The sequence below is a fragment of the Alicyclobacillus fodiniaquatilis genome, assembly GCF_042678105.1.
Taxonomy (GTDB): domain Bacteria; phylum Bacillota; class Bacilli; order Alicyclobacillales; family Alicyclobacillaceae; genus Alicyclobacillus; species Alicyclobacillus fodiniaquatilis.
This window is the reverse complement of the sequence record NZ_JBHUCX010000073.1, coordinates 41,185-57,628: the sequence shown is the minus strand read 5'-3', so window position 1 is coordinate 57,628 and position 16,444 is coordinate 41,185. Positions and strand designations below refer to the sequence as shown.

Annotated in this window: 14 protein-coding genes, 19 tRNA genes and 1 rRNA gene; 22 read left to right on the top strand and 12 right to left on the bottom strand. The window is 47.3% G+C overall.

Features of this window, described 5'->3' with window-relative positions:
• Positions 1-178, bottom strand: a 16S ribosomal RNA gene (locus tag ACFSB2_RS18255); the annotation flags it as partial.
• Positions 179-1,138: 960 nt separating this feature from the next.
• Between ACFSB2_RS18255 and ACFSB2_RS18250 the strand changes: the two genes are divergently transcribed.
• From ACFSB2_RS18250 to ACFSB2_RS18160, 19 genes are all read left to right on the top strand, one after another.
• Positions 1,139-1,214: transfer RNA gene (locus ACFSB2_RS18250), tRNA-Lys, on the top strand.
• An 8-nt stretch (positions 1,215-1,222) separates the two neighbouring features.
• Positions 1,223-1,297: transfer RNA gene (locus ACFSB2_RS18245), tRNA-Thr, on the top strand.
• A gap of 1 nt (position 1,298) precedes the next feature.
• Positions 1,299-1,374: transfer RNA gene (locus ACFSB2_RS18240), tRNA-Thr, on the top strand.
• Positions 1,375-1,395: 21 nt separating this feature from the next.
• A tRNA-Trp gene (locus ACFSB2_RS18235) sits at positions 1,396-1,471 on the top strand.
• Between the two features lie 8 nt (positions 1,472-1,479).
• Positions 1,480-1,554: transfer RNA gene (locus tag ACFSB2_RS18230), tRNA-Gln, on the top strand.
• Positions 1,555-1,556: 2 nt separating this feature from the next.
• A tRNA-Arg gene (locus ACFSB2_RS18225) sits at positions 1,557-1,633 on the top strand.
• Between the two features lie 12 nt (positions 1,634-1,645).
• Positions 1,646-1,722: transfer RNA gene (locus ACFSB2_RS18220), tRNA-Pro, on the top strand.
• 26 nt (positions 1,723-1,748) lie between these two features.
• Positions 1,749-1,831, top strand: a tRNA-Leu gene (locus ACFSB2_RS18215).
• 6 nt (positions 1,832-1,837) lie between these two features.
• Positions 1,838-1,913: transfer RNA gene (locus tag ACFSB2_RS18210), tRNA-Ala, on the top strand.
• 3 nt (positions 1,914-1,916) lie between these two features.
• Positions 1,917-1,991: transfer RNA gene (locus ACFSB2_RS18205), tRNA-Asn, on the top strand.
• A gap of 5 nt (positions 1,992-1,996) precedes the next feature.
• A tRNA-Thr gene (locus ACFSB2_RS18200) sits at positions 1,997-2,072 on the top strand.
• A gap of 3 nt (positions 2,073-2,075) precedes the next feature.
• Positions 2,076-2,150, top strand: a tRNA-Glu gene (locus tag ACFSB2_RS18195).
• A gap of 73 nt (positions 2,151-2,223) precedes the next feature.
• Positions 2,224-2,298 (top strand) — tRNA-Gly (locus ACFSB2_RS18190).
• Positions 2,299-2,302: 4 nt separating this feature from the next.
• Positions 2,303-2,376 (top strand) — tRNA-Gly (locus ACFSB2_RS18185).
• Between the two features lies 1 nt (position 2,377).
• Positions 2,378-2,452 (top strand) — tRNA-Val (locus ACFSB2_RS18180).
• A 49-nt stretch (positions 2,453-2,501) separates the two neighbouring features.
• A tRNA-Glu gene (locus tag ACFSB2_RS18175) sits at positions 2,502-2,576 on the top strand.
• Between the two features lie 7 nt (positions 2,577-2,583).
• A tRNA-Ser gene (locus ACFSB2_RS18170) sits at positions 2,584-2,677 on the top strand.
• A 3-nt stretch (positions 2,678-2,680) separates the two neighbouring features.
• Positions 2,681-2,757 (top strand) — tRNA-Asp (locus ACFSB2_RS18165).
• 8 nt (positions 2,758-2,765) lie between these two features.
• Positions 2,766-2,842: transfer RNA gene (locus tag ACFSB2_RS18160), tRNA-Ile, on the top strand.
• A 343-nt stretch (positions 2,843-3,185) separates the two neighbouring features.
• On the opposite strand, the gene ACFSB2_RS18155 is transcribed toward ACFSB2_RS18160, so the two are convergent.
• Positions 3,186-3,950, bottom strand: a complete 765-nt coding sequence (locus tag ACFSB2_RS18155; protein WP_377944521.1) for an SDR family oxidoreductase — start codon at positions 3,948-3,950, stop codon at positions 3,186-3,188.
• 215 nt (positions 3,951-4,165) lie between these two features.
• Here ACFSB2_RS18155 and ACFSB2_RS18150 point away from each other — a divergent pair, with 215 nt between their 5' ends.
• On the top strand, positions 4,166-4,720 hold the full coding sequence (locus tag ACFSB2_RS18150; RefSeq protein ID WP_377944520.1) for a TetR/AcrR family transcriptional regulator: 555 nt from the start codon (positions 4,166-4,168) through the stop codon (positions 4,718-4,720).
• Positions 4,721-5,056: 336 nt separating this feature from the next.
• Here the strand turns inward: ACFSB2_RS18150 and ACFSB2_RS18145 are convergent, their stop codons facing one another.
• On the bottom strand, positions 5,057-5,743 hold the full coding sequence (locus ACFSB2_RS18145) for a class I SAM-dependent methyltransferase (RefSeq protein ID WP_377944519.1): 687 nt from the start codon (positions 5,741-5,743) through the stop codon (positions 5,057-5,059).
• Between the two features lie 85 nt (positions 5,744-5,828).
• Complete coding sequence (locus ACFSB2_RS18140; RefSeq protein WP_377944518.1) at positions 5,829-6,935, bottom strand: MerR family transcriptional regulator; 1,107 nt, start codon at positions 6,933-6,935, stop codon at positions 5,829-5,831.
• A 113-nt stretch (positions 6,936-7,048) separates the two neighbouring features.
• Here ACFSB2_RS18140 and ACFSB2_RS18135 point away from each other — a divergent pair, with 113 nt between their 5' ends.
• Complete coding sequence (locus tag ACFSB2_RS18135) at positions 7,049-7,210, top strand: hypothetical protein (protein WP_377944517.1); 162 nt, start codon at positions 7,049-7,051, stop codon at positions 7,208-7,210.
• A gap of 27 nt (positions 7,211-7,237) precedes the next feature.
• Here the strand turns inward: ACFSB2_RS18135 and ACFSB2_RS18130 are convergent, their stop codons facing one another.
• Both ACFSB2_RS18130 and ACFSB2_RS18125 read right to left on the bottom strand, forming a co-directional pair.
• On the bottom strand, positions 7,238-8,452 hold the full coding sequence (locus ACFSB2_RS18130; RefSeq protein ID WP_377944516.1) for a Ger(x)C family spore germination protein: 1,215 nt from the start codon (positions 8,450-8,452) through the stop codon (positions 7,238-7,240).
• A gap of 259 nt (positions 8,453-8,711) precedes the next feature.
• Positions 8,712-8,963: a DUF2164 domain-containing protein gene (locus ACFSB2_RS18125; RefSeq protein WP_377944515.1), complete on the bottom strand. Its 252-nt coding sequence runs from the start codon at positions 8,961-8,963 to the stop codon at positions 8,712-8,714.
• 264 nt (positions 8,964-9,227) lie between these two features.
• Here ACFSB2_RS18125 and ACFSB2_RS18120 point away from each other — a divergent pair, with 264 nt between their 5' ends.
• The gene (locus ACFSB2_RS18120) at positions 9,228-10,598 is read left to right on the top strand and encodes a sugar porter family MFS transporter (protein WP_377944514.1); all 1,371 of its coding nucleotides are present in this window, start codon (positions 9,228-9,230) and stop codon (positions 10,596-10,598) included.
• Positions 10,599-10,674: 76 nt separating this feature from the next.
• Here ACFSB2_RS18120 and ACFSB2_RS18115 read toward each other — a convergent pair whose 3' ends face one another.
• From ACFSB2_RS18115 to folE, 6 genes are read right to left on the bottom strand one after another with little or no spacing between them, the layout of a single operon-like run.
• The gene (locus tag ACFSB2_RS18115) at positions 10,675-12,243 is read right to left on the bottom strand and encodes a HAMP domain-containing protein (protein ID WP_377944513.1); all 1,569 of its coding nucleotides are present in this window, start codon (positions 12,241-12,243) and stop codon (positions 10,675-10,677) included.
• Positions 12,244-12,266: 23 nt separating this feature from the next.
• Positions 12,267-13,307, bottom strand: a complete 1,041-nt coding sequence (locus ACFSB2_RS18110; protein WP_377944512.1) for an alpha/beta hydrolase — start codon at positions 13,305-13,307, stop codon at positions 12,267-12,269.
• Between the two features lie 8 nt (positions 13,308-13,315).
• Positions 13,316-14,284 carry an ATP-binding protein gene (locus tag ACFSB2_RS18105; protein ID WP_377944511.1) on the bottom strand — a complete coding sequence of 323 codons (969 nt, stop codon included), beginning with the start codon at positions 14,282-14,284 and terminating at the stop codon, positions 13,316-13,318.
• A 16-nt stretch (positions 14,285-14,300) separates the two neighbouring features.
• A complete protein-coding gene (locus ACFSB2_RS18100) occupies positions 14,301-15,026 on the bottom strand; it encodes an SDR family oxidoreductase (RefSeq protein WP_377944510.1) in 726 nt (241 codons plus the stop codon).
• Entirely contained in the window at positions 15,016-15,852 is an 837-nt protein-coding gene (locus ACFSB2_RS18095) for a 6-carboxytetrahydropterin synthase (RefSeq protein ID WP_377944509.1), read from the bottom strand. The genes ACFSB2_RS18100 and ACFSB2_RS18095 overlap by 11 nt, the downstream gene beginning before the upstream one ends.
• A 16-nt stretch (positions 15,853-15,868) precedes the next feature.
• A complete protein-coding gene (gene folE, locus ACFSB2_RS18090) occupies positions 15,869-16,429 on the bottom strand; it encodes a GTP cyclohydrolase I FolE (protein ID WP_377944524.1) in 561 nt (186 codons plus the stop codon).
• Positions 16,430-16,444: the final 15 nt, after the last annotated feature.

Here is a 16,444-nt window from a genome sequence, read left to right as displayed (position 1 = left end):
CTAGTGGAGCATTATCCGGCATTAGCACTCGTTTCCGAGTGTTATTCCAGTCTAACAGGCAGATTGCCCACGTGTTACTCACCCGTCCGCCGCTGACTTCCGAAAAAGTCCGCTCGACTTGCATGTATTAGGCACGCCGCCAGCGTTCGTCCTGAGCCAGGATCAAACTCTCAACAAATGTTGTCTTGCTTTTCGTGGTTACCCACGTTGAATCGCTCAAGGCGTGGCTGTGTGTTTAGTTTTCAAGGTACCAATTTGAAGCCAAAACTGCTTGACTTCATGCCATGCATCAGACAAGCTAAACCCGAATGATGCTGGGCTTGTTTGCCGCCGCTGTCTTAGCGACGTTTGCTATCTTAGCACGCCTTTCAAATCCGAGTCAAGCATCTTTTTATCTTTTTCGCATTGTTCTTTTTAAATTAGGTACAATTGACATCCTCGCCGCTCTAAAGGAGCACAATTCCTAGGGTCAATGCGATCACGTTATACCATCCTCATAGCCGCTTCGGCAAGGTTCCTGCTGCAGTGCACCTCTTGTACCACTCACTTCAAAGCTGATCCGAGCGCGATCCCACCGCTCCCTATAATACGTTCAACTCCCTTGCTTACATCAGCTTGTTCCGAAACCACCATCGCGTGGTTTTGCTAATAGGTGGTCGATGTTTTGTCTGTAAAACATCGATAATAAGCATTGGGATGCGAGCGTGTATGCGTTACACGCCAACCGGACTTTTTCCCAGATCACTGCTATTTCTACTGTTTGGATGGTTTACACTTGAATCGTTGTAAGCGCTTTATAAACCTATTATACTTTGGTCAACGAATGATAACAACGATTAATCCCCTAGAGGGGGACACCATCATTGAAGATACACGTTCATTGACAGGGGCTTGTCGCATTCCTAATCAGTCGGTTCCTTCCGCTATTGGAGTATCTAAACCTAAAATCACGGTCGCCCCTGATCAAAGAGCTCGGTGCTCAAAACATAAAAAGCACCTGCATTAGATGTAGAGAAATGTATTTCTGTACTTGTCATTCATCATAATTCACTGCAATAAAAAAGTTTTTTTGTTTATTTTCTTGACTTGTGTTTCTAGACATGATAAATTGCTATCTGCCTCACTCAAGAGGCAATGCGAGCCATTAGCTCAGCTGGTAGAGCACCTGACTTTTAATCAGGGTGTCGCTGGTTCGAATCCAGCATGGCTCACCAAGTTTCACGCCACCTTGGCTCAGGGGTAGAGCGGCTCACTCGTAATGAGCAGGTCGTCGGTTCAAATCCGACAGGTGGCTCCAGGCCAGCGTAGCTCAGCAGGTAGAGCAACTGACTTGTAATCAGTAGGTCGCAGGTTCGATTCCTGTCGCTGGCTCCATTGGTGACCGACGAGTACTATAGGGGCGTAGTTCAGCTGGTAGAACGGCGGTCTCCAAAACCGCATGTCGTGGGTTCAAGTCCTGCCGCCCCTGCCATATACCTTTGGGGAATAGCCAAGCGGTAAGGCAACGGTTTTTGGTACCGTCATGCGAAGGTTCGAATCCTTCTTCCCCAGCCATTGTGCCCGTAGCTCAGCTGGATAGAGCGCTTGACTACGAATCAAGAGGTCGGGAGTTCGAATCTCTCCGGGCACGCCAGTAAAATAACATCGGAGCATAGCGCAGCTTGGTAGCGCGCCTGCCTTGGGAGCAGGAGGTCGTGGGTTCGAATCCCGCTGCTCCGACCAGTTTCACCTCATCAACTTTATAACGTCCCGGAGTGGCGGAATTGGCAGACGCACACGACTCAAAATCGTGCGGGAAACCGTGCCGGTTCGAGTCCGGCCTCCGGGACCATGCCGTGGGGGTATAGCTCAGCTGGGAGAGCACCTGCCTTGCAAGCAGGGGGTCATCGGTTCGAATCCGTTTACCTCCACCACTTTCCTCGATAGCTCAGCGGTAGAGCATCCGGCTGTTAACCGGAGGGTCGTAGGTTCGAATCCTACTCGGGGAGCCAACTTTGCTCCTATAGCTCAGTCGGTAGAGCGCATCCATGGTAAGGATGAGGTCACCAGTTCAAGTCTGGTTGGGAGCTCCATTCGGCCCCATGGTCAAGCGGTTAAGACACCGCCCTTTCACGGCGGTAACGCGGGTTCGAATCCCGCTGGGGTCACCACTGTTCTTGATTTGCAGAACAGAGTTTTTCTTGACAAACTATGGATTATCCCGTAACATTTTGAACGTTCCATGCGGAAGTGGCTCAGGGGTAGAGCATCGCCTTGCCAAGGCGAGGGTCGCGGGTTCGAATCCCGTCTTCCGCTCCAATTTGCGGGTGTAGTTTAATGGTAGAACGTCAGCTTCCCAAGCTGAGAGCGAGGGTTCGATTCCCTTCACCCGCTCCAGGCGGCTATAGCTCAGAGGGAGAGCACCACCTTGACACGGTGGGGGTCATAGGTTCAATTCCTATTAGCCGCACCATTTGTCTGACGCGTCGTTTTATCTGCAACAAACTGCCCGCAACGCGTCAGGCCCTATCGTCTAATGGTTAGGACGCCGCCCTCTCACGGCGGTAATAGGGGTTCGAATCCCCTTAGGGTCACCAATATCATGGAGTGATGGCCGAGTAGGTCGAAGGCGCTCGCCTGCTAAGCGAGTATACGTCTTAACAACGTATCGAGGGTTCGAATCCCTCTCACTCCGCCATGTGGAACTGTGGTGTAGAGGCCTAACATGCCTGCCTGTCACGCAGGAGACCGCGGGTTCGAATCCCGTCAGTTCCGCCAAAATATAGGGGCCCATAGCTCAGCTGGCTAGAGCGCACGACTGATAATCGTGAGGTCGGAGGTTCGAGTCCTCCTGGGCCCACCAGCACATAAAAGCAACCACTTGAAAATGAGGTGGTTGCTTTTTTTCATGAACGGTTCGGACCACGTAACCGCAGATGGTACCGTGTCCCCCGCGTAATGTAGATAGATAAGTGGACGGCCCATTGAAGCGCAACAATTCTTCAACAGCCGAAGGCACCAAACTGAGGTCAGCTTCAAGATCCAGTCCACCTACCGGAAACGGCACCTTAACAACCAGGTCGGCCAACCTCATCTATGTAAATAACTCAAATACATTTTCCGTTAAGTTGCCGTTGTCACCACATACAGATTGAACGCTGACGTATTATGTCCTGGAGTGTTCATCAGTATCATCCTTCCTCGAATTAATAAGCTGTCCAGCCCGCATCTGCGGTGATTACTGTCCCATTTACAAAACTGGATTCGTCTGACGCAAGGAAAAGCGCTACCTTCGCAATTTCACTAGGTTGTCCCGTACGTGGGTTAATGTTCATACCGAGCATGGCCTGCTGTACACCAAGCGCTGACATGTCAATGTTCGCCAAATCGGCCGAGATGTTCGTTTCGACTCCACCTGGTGCAATTGCATTGCAACGAATCCCCATTTTTGCATATTGATATCCCACGTTTTTCGTGAGACCTACAACCGCATGTTTAGACGCAGTATAAGCAACTCCTGCACGAGAACCGAACAAACCTCCCACTGAAGCGGTATTGACGATCACACCCTTGCCTTGCTGAATCATAATAGGGAGCGCCTTGCGAATTGCACGCATTGGCCCAGTTACGTTAACTGCGAAGACGCGTTCCCACAGATCATCCGTCACGTCTGCTGCAGCTGTCATTTTGTCCATAATACCTGCGTTATTAATCAAGACATCAAGAGAACCGAATGTATTGACAGCCGTATCAATGAGGTTTTGAATATCTTCCTCTTTGGCTACGTTCGTAACCACGTCGATTGCCGTTCCCCCAGACGCCTTAATCTGTGCTACCACCTGATTCAAGGAGTCTGCAACTATATCAGCTAGAACAACCCTTGCACCTTCCTGAGCAAATAACTTTGCGATCTCTTTTCCCATTCCAGAACCTGCACCTGTTACAACAGCAACTTTATCTTGAAGTTTCATTCCAAGTCATCCTTTCGATTTTAACGTATCTAAAATTGGTTCCATGACAATCCTGCGAAGTGAAACAAACGGCCAAATTACAGGACACAATGTCTATAATTACTGTACGGCTGGAACGAGATCACCTCAATCGGTAACGTAGTGCCCGAATGTTGTTTAGTGAACAAAAATCAGACACAATGTTGAAAAAGTATCAAGTTTTCGGGGGGATGAGTATGAAAAAAGTTGACCCGCGTGTGAAACGAACAAACAGGCTGCTTATAGATGCGCTAATCGAATTGGTCGCTGAGCAAGGATATGATGCGGTAACCGTTCGCGAAATTGTAAAGAGAGCGGAGGTCAATCGTTCTACATTTTACCTTCATTTTCGTGACAAACAAGACATTCTCAACTGCATGGAGGATCATATATTGAATGAGTTAGGGGAATCAGTGAGAAACCCAACATTTACGTACGAATCGGCATTGCGTAATTATGAAGCGTCAAAAACACCAATCTATTCGACCATTGCATTGTTCAAACATGTTGAGAAATACGCGACACTATACCGAAAAATGCTCGTTGAACGGGATTTCCGCGCAAGAGTGACGCAAGTGATTCGGAAAGAGGTGCTTCCTCTTACTCCGGGAGATTTAGAAGCTGCCTTCGCATCTCACGGCATCATCGGAGTGATTTTGTACTGGTTAGAGGGCGGTATGAAGGAATCGGTCCAGGAGATGAGTTTATGGCTCACTCGGTTCAGCTTGTATCCATTACGCCATTTTGAGTGACCAAACATCGAATCCACGAATTCGGGCGACCAATTGAATACAACGCCAAAAAGGAATATTTCGGGCGAATCATACACCAAAATACCACCGTTGGAGAAACGGTAATATCGCAGTCAGAAGAATTAGGTGAAACTCCCCCGCCTACTCTTCTGATTTCAAACCTGAAACCACCATGGAATGTACAAGGGGCGTCCCTCGGCCGTTTTCACCACTTTTGGAAAGCCCCCTGCACTTGAGAATGGAGTTTCTAGCCGCCACTACTTGACAGCATGCACCTTGACTTGGCTGTTCGACGAAACCCAAATGTGGTTTTTGCTTACGCTTCAGATATCACTCCTATTTTTTCAACCACCAAATTCCTGCGCATTCAGGCAAATGAACTAAGTTTTCCGCGACTACTCTATCCGCTAATGCGTCCCCAAAGAAAAACCGTGTCAGTGCATCCGCCTCTTGCAAATCCTTGAAATCATAATCCAACCGCACCCATTTATATGAAAATCCATATGTATTTTCAAGTAATGAATAATAGCGCTTTAAATAAATTGGCGGTGTAGGTGCCTCATAGCCAGTACCCATTGTTTCAAAGATAATAATGGTCCCATCTTTACGAAGAACGCGATGCATCTCCTGCATGACCTGTTCAATGTTTTGCTCGTTGTTTGGGACATTTGAACTCCCCAAATAAGAAATACTCCATCCAGCTATCACAAGGTCTGCACCGTGATCGACCGCTGGTATCTTGCGATGATCCGCGACTTGCAATCTATAATTGGACAATTGGGCAGCCTGTAACTTACGTTGATTAATTTTTAGCATCTGAGGCGAAGTATCCGTTGCAAGAATTGAATTCGCATATGGAGCCAATATTGTAGTCAGTCGGCCTGAACCTGCCCCCATGTCGATCACGTCAAGTCCTTGAGTCGGTATGATTTCTCGTATCACGCTCCATAAACCTGGCTGTTTAGAAACCAACTGATCATATCGCTCCGCCTGTTCTCGATAAACCTCCATAGAATCTGACACTTTAAACCCTCCATGTAATTCGTTATCGGCAAGTCAATCTTGCCTTACGAGGAGTCTAAAGTATGACGTCACGAGAAGGTCAACATCACATTGGTTTATATGCCAACAACAAATATACCGACTCATGAACTCGAATCAATTGAGTGGTATAGAACTGTTGCGTGAACCACTCTGTCAAGCTTGTAATGTACGCAAAGCTATGTGATTCTACGGATCGAATCCCCTTTTCGTCCTTTTCAGTTTTTAATCGCTCCAATACTGCGATTCGCTCTACTTCGTTTACAAACATGTGATCAGCAATACACACCCTACCACCATTGACAAGCAACCTGTCCATTTCCCGGAGTGATAAGAACTGTTGCTCGAAAGTAAGTAGATGAAATGCGTAACTGGAGACAATAAAGTCAAACTGATGATCAAAGAATGGGGCTGCCATCATGTTGCCCAGTTTCGTATGAATTCCTGGATATTTGCTGCGGCACTGCCTCAGCATTTCAAATGATTGATCGACCCCATACATCTTTGCGCCTTGTGCAACACATTTTGCCGATAAGTTTCCTGTTCCAATCGCAAGTTCCAAGCCGCGCTCGTTTTTGCTCGGACAAAGGTAACCGATAATACTGTCCAACACGGCCTCGTATCCCGAATATGGAATCCAAGGTTCTGTCACGGTCAACACATGTTCATCGAAAGAGGCTGCATTTGCATTAAAGTCCCAATAAGTGTGGGTCGACTCCCTGATCCTTCGGAGTTGTTTCAATCCATTCGATAGGGTCATCATCCCTTCATCGGCCAATTCCCTGCCTTCATAAAACCTTTCGACAAGTTGTTCGGTGGACCGTATCGTGCGGGATAATTCAATCCACTTTGCATATAGGGCTGACCGCTGCATTTCCAAATAATTGGCCACTATATCTTTATGGTTACTTTCCATTTCATCTAGAAGTGTACCGATATCCGCTAGAGACATGCCGATTTCCCGTAAAAGCAAGATGGTTTGAAGACGCAATATGTCACTTTCAGTGAAAAGACGATAGTCATTATTCGGGTCTTTCGCTGGATGAATTAACCCTTGTTCCTCATAAAAGCGTATTGCCCTCGCAGATATGGACAACCGCTTCGCGAGTTCTGCGATATATATGTATTGTTTTTGCGGCACTTGCCCCACAGGTCTCATTTCACCTCTTTTCACTAACATGATAATCCCAGGGACACGGATCAGCCACTTCACTTTTTCATTCTCTGGTCATTTGCCCAAGCTATTCCTACATATGGATTATCAACATGATTTAACGAGGTGACATCATGAAAACGTACGACTTTAGAGCTTTCATCAACGGACAACTGGTGCCGATAAAGAAGCGTAGGCCTCTCTTCTCTGTCTTCCAGTATTCTTCGCCCACTTTTATCGTCTTTACGATGGATCCAGCCATCCAGAATGCAGTGTTCGCGGTCACATCGACCTAGTCCACTGCATTCGTCCCTCCGTAACGCCTATTTTGCAGCCATACCAATGCGTTTAATATAGACTTTCACATGTGCTTGGAATGGTGTTCTTGCGAATTGATCATCCCATTTTTCGTGTGAATTACCCATCTCATGCAACCAGTAACCAGGCGCTTCTCCACGTACAATTTCGCCAAAACCAATAGGATCAGAATGAAGCTTTTGTAGTTTCTCTACAACCTTCATCTGACCATCTGTAAGTACTTTTGAACCTTCGTCTGCAATTTCGTTAATCACTTTCATTTGATCAAGCGTTTGATTTCCCGTCTTTTCTTCGATCTTTGACATCACAACCGTGTAAGCTTCGAACGCCGGATGCCCGTTTACCATGTGATATTTAAGCGTTGTTCGCCGATCCAGTCCACTGATGATCGCGCTATGTTGTGGATCCCCTGGCATTGGAAGCGCCAAGCCATACCCAGATTTATGCTCATTTTTAATCTCCATATAGACGGCCGTCTCAATTGAATCAAGTGTACCCACCATTCGCTCACCTTTAAAAATCGCCAATCCTTCTGTCTCTACTTGATCTTTAGCTGACCCAATGACCTTGATGAATGGAAGAACTGGATCCTGCCCTTTTGACGACAGTGTGCTCCAATAGTTTCCCAGAAAGACATTCGGCATTTTACCAAGCGTTGCTGCGTGTTCCATCGTGCTAACCAAATACAAAGTCGGCACCCGTTCCAATTTTGGAGCGGCCTCCATCGCATTACTTGCATCGCCATATGATATGAGCATCCAGCAAAGCCGTCTAATTTCCGCATTTCTGCGGAAAAAGTCCTGAATATCGTGCATACCTACGGAGCGCGCAATTTTTTGATTGACAGTGATCACACGTAGTTGACCCAGAAAGATCTTGTCAGCAAGCTGCTGTTGCAACTTGTTCATCGCATCGTCTATGGTTTTGCCTGTTGTACTCACCACCCAAACCGGGCGCTGTGAGCTCCCGCCAGTGCCACTTTCTCCCGGCCCCAATGTAATGCGCCCAGGTATCGCAATTTGAGCGGTGAGCCGATAACCACGCAAATCACTTTTCGCATTCGGCCCTGTAATGCCCAAAGGAGGTTCCCCATCCATCGGATCAATGGCCAAACCAAGAATCGTGCCTCTGTCCTCAATCTCTAACCGATCCCAACAGCCGGTGATCAACGGAAACATGATCACACAAACACTTCCGAGTATCCATCTTTGTTTTTTCATCATGAAACGCCTGAAGAATTTCAAGAATCCGGTTACATCCATACGGCACACCACATGACCACTACCTATAAGAAAATTGATGTGGATATGATGACCTTTACATCAGTAAAAAATCCTCGAAAAGAAAATAATCAAAACAATGGTGCGCCCTAAAAAACACAGACTTGGAATTTGCTTTGAAGTCCTACTTTCCATGCGTCTGATAAGATGACGGGTGAGGAGTACCTCCTTTGAGCACAGGGCACATTGCAACATGGTGTCAAAGGCGTTCTACCGGTTGTTCAAGCGCATATATCTCCTCATCGACGCGTTCCATCTGTTGCATCACAACACTTCTTGCATCACTGATCGCCTGATTATAAATGACGGGCCCCAGTTGCTTGAGCATAAAATCCAAGAGGTTTTCTGCAGCAAGTGTGCCTATTCGCTCGGATTTTTCAGTTTCAAAATACGCCTGAATATTGTTGATGAACAATTCCTTCTGTTCCCTAGGGATTCGCAGTACCAACATGTTTACCACCTCCGACTGAAGTTACTATTTCATCAATTTTTCTCAATATTCCTTCTTCCACTTGGTAATCAAATTGAGTTGAATTACTTGATAGCATCTGATACCATCGTTAGTATGTTGATCAAATAAACTAATGTATGCGCGTTCTTAGGTGAAGACGATTTCATGCTGGTCGCGGCTCTTTGTTATCTTCGGGCGGCTGACGGGCAATGATAAATCAGAGTAAACCGCATTCATTACGCAAGGCAAAGGAGTTGACATACGATGAATCGCGGCATCAGTAACGGTATGATTTATTTTTTTGGAGCACTGGGCGGATTGTTGTTTGGCTATGATACCGGGGTCATTTCAGGTGCCATTCTCTTTATCGAGAAATCGCTTCACCTCAATTCCTTTACAGAGGGGCTCGTGGTCAGCGGTATTCTCGTTGGCGCCATCATCGGTTCTGCCATCAGTGGGCCTTTAACGGATAGGATAGGGCGCAAAAAAATCGTCATGATTTCCGCTGTTATTTTTTGCATTGGCGCGATTGGCTCGGCGCTCTCCAGTGACATGATTTCATTGGTCTTGTTCCGAGTCGTGCTCGGACTGGCGGTTGGCGGGGCCTCTACAATGGTGCCCATGTATCTGTCTGAAATGGCACCGACAAAAATCCGCGGCGCACTGTCGAGCCTAAACCAGTTGATGATTGTCATCGGCATATTGCTGGCCTATATCGTCAACTACATCTTCAGTCCCATCTCTGGCTGGCGCTGGATGCTCGGTTTGGCCTTCGTGCCAGGCGCGATTCTGTTTATTGGCATGTGGTTTATGCCTGAGAGTCCGCGTTGGCTTTTGAAACAAGGGCGAGAACAAGACGCGCGCAGCATTTTGACGCATCTGCGCAAGGGAATTGGGGTAGAAGCGGAAGTTCGCGAAATCAAAGAGGCCAACCAGAAGGAAGCTGGCGGCTGGAAGGATCTCAAGGCGCCGTGGGTACGGCCTGCTGTTTGGGTTGCCATTGGTCTAGCGGTTTTTCAACAGTTCATCGGTTGTAATACAGTCATTTATTATGCGCCGACAACCTTTACGGATGTTGGACTAGGTGTATCAGCCGCCATTTTGGGCACAATCGGCATCGGGTCCGCCGAAGTCATCATGACCATCATCGCAGTCCGACTGATTGATCGCGTTGGACGCAAGCGGTTACTTGTGATTGGCAGTGTCGGTATGGCTGCATCATTGTTTGTCCTTGGGATAGTCAACATGCTGTTTCATTCGTCAGCAGGCGCCGGATGGACGACGTTGGTATGCCTCGCGGCCTACATCTCCTTCTTCTCGATTAGTTGGGGTCCCGTAATGTGGGTGATGCTGTCCGAAATTTTCCCGCTCAGCGTCCGCGGCATGGGCATGGGGATTGGCGCGGTGTTCAACTGGGCTTCGAATCTTGTTGTATCCTTGACATTCCCGTGGCTGCTCGCCAAGTTAGGCATCAGCGTCCTGTTTATCAGTTATGGCGTGATGGGTATCTTGGCGCTCATTTTCGTCATTGGCGCCGTGACGGAGACGAAAGGTCGGAGTCTCGAACAAATTGAGCTTGACTTGAGAAACAGAAATGAGCTGAAAAACAGGTACCAGACAGCCGTTGGAAAATAATCGGCGTGATCGTGCAAAATGCCCCTTGTGAGGACAGTTGGGTTCCTCACGAGGGGCTTTCGCTTGATAATGTGGTTTAGAGTTTGAATTTGGACAGTTCTCGTTGCAACTTGTTCGCAATGCCTGACAGTTGACTTGAATCATCATGCAGTGATTTTAACAGATCAGATAATGTCAGCGTCATATCCGTGGTGGCCTCTGTTCGCTTCTTAATTAGATTCCTGATGCGCTCCATCTCATCAAGTAATCCCCCGTTGTCATGTTGAGCATGATTCGCCAACTCAGATTCAACGCGCTCCAAGAAATACAGTACATCATCCGTCGCCGCTCTTCCCTCTGTCGTTTCTTGCATGGACATCGTATACATCTGCTCGACTGATTTGCCGGTGTCGGCTTCCAACATAATTGAAAGGCGTTGCGTCTTTGTAGCTTGTTCGCCAGTGTCCTTTAACACCGCCTGTAAAGTTTCAACCATGCGGTTCGCGCTTTCTGACAACTCACTTAACTCCCCGCCATTCTTCACTTCGCTCCTGGCTGTAAAATCTTTGGTCTCCAACCGCTTAATTTGCGCTTTAATTATCTGAATGTTTTCATAGATCCGATTAAAATATCTCACCGTGATCATAAAGAGTGCAATCAATCCGATAAGCCCTAAAACAATAAGAATGACTGAAAGACGATAAATCGATTGACTCAATTTATCATAGTTCAAAGCCACATACAGAACTTGCCCATTCTGAATCGGGATGAACATTTTATAGACCTTGTGTCCATCTTCTCGGTTGGTATAAGTGATTTTCTCCGGATTAGTGGACATTTGCTTGAGCGTCTTGATGTCCTGTGCGTCCTTATATGTAAAATGACCATAAACCACCTGTTTTTGCGGCGGATATATTTTAGTCTGCAAGCTTGGGTCCGCAAATACTTTCGGATTCAACACGGCCATCTCTTCTATGTCCGGATTGGATTGCTCCATCTTGTCGATCCAGACATTTGTCCCCACACTTTTGGTAAACTGATAAATTTCATTTGCCTGAATATATGGATCAATGATATAGGAACTTCCTGGCGCATGATAATACGCATACTTGAAGAAAGTCGGTTTATCTTTATGTGAGGCCGATTGTGCGATGGGCAGCACAACGAGATTCGGCACCGAATACGTCGCACCAGGCATATTCACTTTTTCTCCATGAAGTAAGGCTTCCCCCACTGGCAAATAGCCAACTTTCTTAAAGCTGAATCCCATCTCAGCGGGATCCGTAGACTGTACGCCGACGATGTCGCCGCCGTGCTGCGCAAATAGCGTGATACCCGACAGTCCCAATTGATCACAGATGTTCTTCAATTCATTCTCAGAAATATCAGCCAACGACTGCCCTTCCAGCAGAGAAGCAATCTGCTTACTCGATTGGGCCATTCTCAGATCGATTTGGTGTTCAATGGCATCGGAGGCCGAATTGGTTTCCGATATTTGGGCCTGAATCCCCTTGGAGACCAAATTCGCCTGATCATTAATTTCAAGATGAATGTGTTGGTTCATGAAATACAATTCGATCACGCCGGACAATAACCCAATGATAAGCAGCACCGACAGTGTGCTTCGCAAAAAATATCGGCGCAATGAGACACCAGATTTGAACATCCTACAAAACCCCCCGTGCTTGTCTAGTTGTCCATATACCACTGAATTGCTATCTCTCTGATTTCTCTGAGCTTGTAATTGCAACAATGCATCTCGTCTTCATATTCAATCAAGCGCTTGCCCGCAGGCAGTATGTCGTACAGGTGATATATATCCGAGCGCTTCACCATCCGATCCCGACCGCCGTGAAAAAGAAATACCGGATTGCGATAACGCAATTGCTCGAAATCAGGAAACGGATCTTTGTCATCACCGTGTATACAATCCATGCGCACGTTAAAGTAATCCGGCATCGACATCTGTTGTCTATCAAATGCAGGACTCACCGCCACAGCTTTCGCCACGTTGGGATGACAACTGGCGTAGACCACCCAGGAAGCGCCAAAACTGGTGCCGAAAATAAATACAGGTAGCCGAGGGAACTGTTCCAACGTATATTCGATAAGCGCATCCACAAATTGTCGCCAGTTTTCAACTGTCGCTTTTAACCCGTTCATCACGTAGGTTTCTCCCTGCCCTGGTCCGTCAAAACTCACCGTCACAAAGTGGGCATTAAGAAAATCTCTTTCATAGACAAACAATTCTTCCTTTGAAGAGTCGATGGGGTTGATGATGATAACGCACCCCTTCGGGCTCTGCGGCACGCGCACACGCCCCAGACACGTGTTGTTGTCCACTTGGATGGATACATACCTCGTCTCGACGGCGGATAGGTCATCTGCTTGCTGAAAGGCCTGCCGGCTCAAAGCAAATAAGCGCTCCTTTTGTCCACATCGCTCCGGAAATATCCACTGCCCAAGGTTATAAAACAGTGCCGCTGTGCGATACGCCAATTCGGCCTCTTCAAATGATTTCCCCCGCCGCAGCTCCTCCGCCAGACTGATTTTTTGTTCGGCCATACGACTCCAGTTTCCTACCCACGCTTCCAGGTCAGTCAGACGAGGTCGGATATCCGAAAGTTCGTTGGCATCGACCCCATGAACGAGCCATCGCTCCCAAAATCCGTCGATGAGCAATGCAGTCCGAATGGACTTATCAATTGCCCCACTGATTCTGTCACCCATCATCTTCCTCATTCCTTACCCTGGCTCTTGTTAAAAATAAGAATCACCGTTGATCCCTGTGGACTTGTCGACAATAGGACTTGATCGCTCATCTTCATCATTAAAGTGAATCCTTGTCCCAGAGATTTCTTGGTGGAGTAACCGGCAAGCAAGGTGGCATTCGGCAGATCATCCATCGAAAAACCGGGTCCTTTATCCTGAATGATGGCCCGTATACTCTGCCCGTCCTCAACCAAGGTCATTTTTCCATATTCAGCATGTTTTAAGATATTGGTAACTGCTTCACTGATGACCAACAACCGACTCATGATGAGTGATGGATTGGGCTCCAACGCTGAAAATACCTGATTCGCATGCTCGCGACATTTGGTAATATCAGTCCGTTCCTTTATCTCCATCTCAAGGTAAATGTTTCCCATCAAGTATTGCTGGACTTCTTGGTCAGTAATGAGCAGGAATTTCTTTTGCGATGCCGCATAGATGACGTCGCGATACACTTGCCAAACTCTTTGATCCCATCCATCCCCCATCGTGTCCGAAGGAGCGTATGCACCAACATCATTCTGCCGTGTGGCATTTTGGGATTTAGCATCTTGTGACAAATCTCTATGATATTCCTCCGCCACCCTCGTCAAACACGTCTCCAGCCGCGATGTCAGCATCATGTCCGAAACTTGTTCGATCACATTCCCATCTGACGGCCCTTGATGAACCAAATGCTCCGCAAAATATAAAATGGTATCAAATTCGCTCTCTTGTTTGTCGCCAAACGGGTATGAAAAAGCCGTATAAAACAATAAATCCATTTCTTCGGCGTCTAATGGGAGAAGTTGCCCAATACGTCTTGCTATCCAGCCAATCACCGCTTTTTCCTGTGCTTCATGCCTAGTTAAATAAGCAGGGAGCGGCGGGAGCACGGCCAGTGTTTCATTGTTCTTGAGCGGCGGACGAAACATTTTATCAAAAAAATGCTTCACAACATTCAGTTCCCTTCTACAAGATACCTAAAGGAGGCATGATGGTAATTTCGTCAACAAACGCTCCCACATGGGCAGATAATAAATAGACGATGTGCTCTGCCAGCGTCGGTAACGGAATCATCGACGTCAAATCCGGTTTAGGTTCAATTTCATCCCAAAACGGACTATTTACAGCTCCCGGCAAAACAGATGTGACTTGAACCCCGCTTCTTCTAAGTTCCACCTGTAAAACGCGAGAAAGTCCCAGCACACCGAACTTCGACGCCGAATACCCTCCACCGCCAGGCAATGCAGTGGATCCGGCGATAGAAACGATGTTTACGATATGACCAGACTGATTTTGCGCCATGTGATTGCCAAAATACTTACAGCATAGAAACGTCCCTTTTAGATTGACCGCAATCATGTGGTCGAAGTCTTCAGAGGACAAATCCAGGACATGCGCAAAAGTTCCAGTTCCCGCACTGTTGACGAGCGCATCTACCCTATCGAATCGCTTGATGGCCTCATCACAAAATTGATGGACGGACACCTCGTTCGCCACATCAAGCGGGACAGCCAACGCCTGCCCTCCTGCTGTTTCAACTTGCTGCGCCAACTGGTCTAATTCGCCCTCATTCCGACTGCCGAGGATGACGTTTGCCCCTAGCGCCCCCAACAACAAAGCCGTTTCCCGTCCAATTCCCCGACTGGCGCCCGTAATTGCGAAGGTTCGTCCCTTACATGAATCAAACTGCATCGTCGTAATCCTCATCTGCTGAGCCGCAGTATTCAAAGTAATTTTTTTCCGTCTCCCAGAGTCCAATCTTATATATATTTGGCACATGTTCATAAAGGAGATTCCAAATGACCATCGCAACCATCTCGGAAGTCGGATTTGAATCTTTAAATTCATCCACATCCAAATTCAAGTGTTTATGATCAAATCGATTCAAGACGATACGCTCAACCACTGCGTCCAACTCTGCTAAATTTACAATCATCCCCGTGACTGGATTGATTTTGCCCCTGACTGTCACCTCCAGCCGATAGTTATGACCATGCCCATTCGGATTGTTGCATTTTCCAAAGATCTTGATATTCTCTTCATCGGACAATCGGTCGCTGTGCAGTCGGTGTGCTGCACTGAAATGGTATTTTCTCGTCAACTGAATCATTGAACCAAGCTCCTTTTCCGAATATAAGAAGGGATTCTCATGCAAGCGAACCTTATATAACTCGCAATCAGGAAATGCCTTGTCCAATGATTCCCAAATATATGACACTAGGTTTTCAGTGGTCGGCATGTGGTTTTGGAAATAGTCGTTTTCGCGATTCAAGAACTTCCCATCGATTTTGGCGCTGATAAACTTTTTCGCGATTCTATCGACATCCACGATGTTCACCACAATCCCCGATTGCGCATTTAGTTCTCCACGCACCGTTACTTCCAGCGCGTAATCGTGACCATGTCCGTTTAGGTTGCTACAGGCGCCGAATACTCGGCGATTTTCCTCGTCGCTCCATGTATTGACCCAATACATATGGGCAGCGGAAAACTCGATCCGTCGGGAAATATAAATCATGCTGTTCCCACCTTCCTCAATTTCGAACGAGGGCCTGTTCAAATTCGCGGACCAACGAATCACGCTCGGCAAAGCTCCCCTGTTTCACAGTTGTCACCGTTCGACTGCCAGGTTTTTTCACACCGCGCGCGCACATGCACAAGTGCGTGCCCTCCAATGTCACAATCACGCCTCGCGGTTTGAGCACATTCATCACTGCGGTTGCAATCTGCTGTGTCATACGTTCCTGCACCTGTGGACGTTTGGAGACAAGCTCAACCAATCGAGCAAATTTGCTCAATCCAACCACACGCCCATCCGGGATATAACCAATGTGGGCCTTTCCATAGAAAGGAATGAGATGGTGCTCACAAAACGTGTAGTAATCAATGTCTTTGACGACGACCATGCCCTCATACACTTCTTCAAAAGTGGTCGTCAGTGCAGTTTCGGGCTCTATCCCAACGCCCGAAAATACTTCGGCGTACATCTTCGCGACACGTTTTGGCGTTTCCAGCAACCCTTCACGTTCCGGATTTTCACCGATCAACGCAAGGATTGAACGAATGTTTTCTATTAGCGCTTCTTGCTGACTCATTATCGTTGACAATAT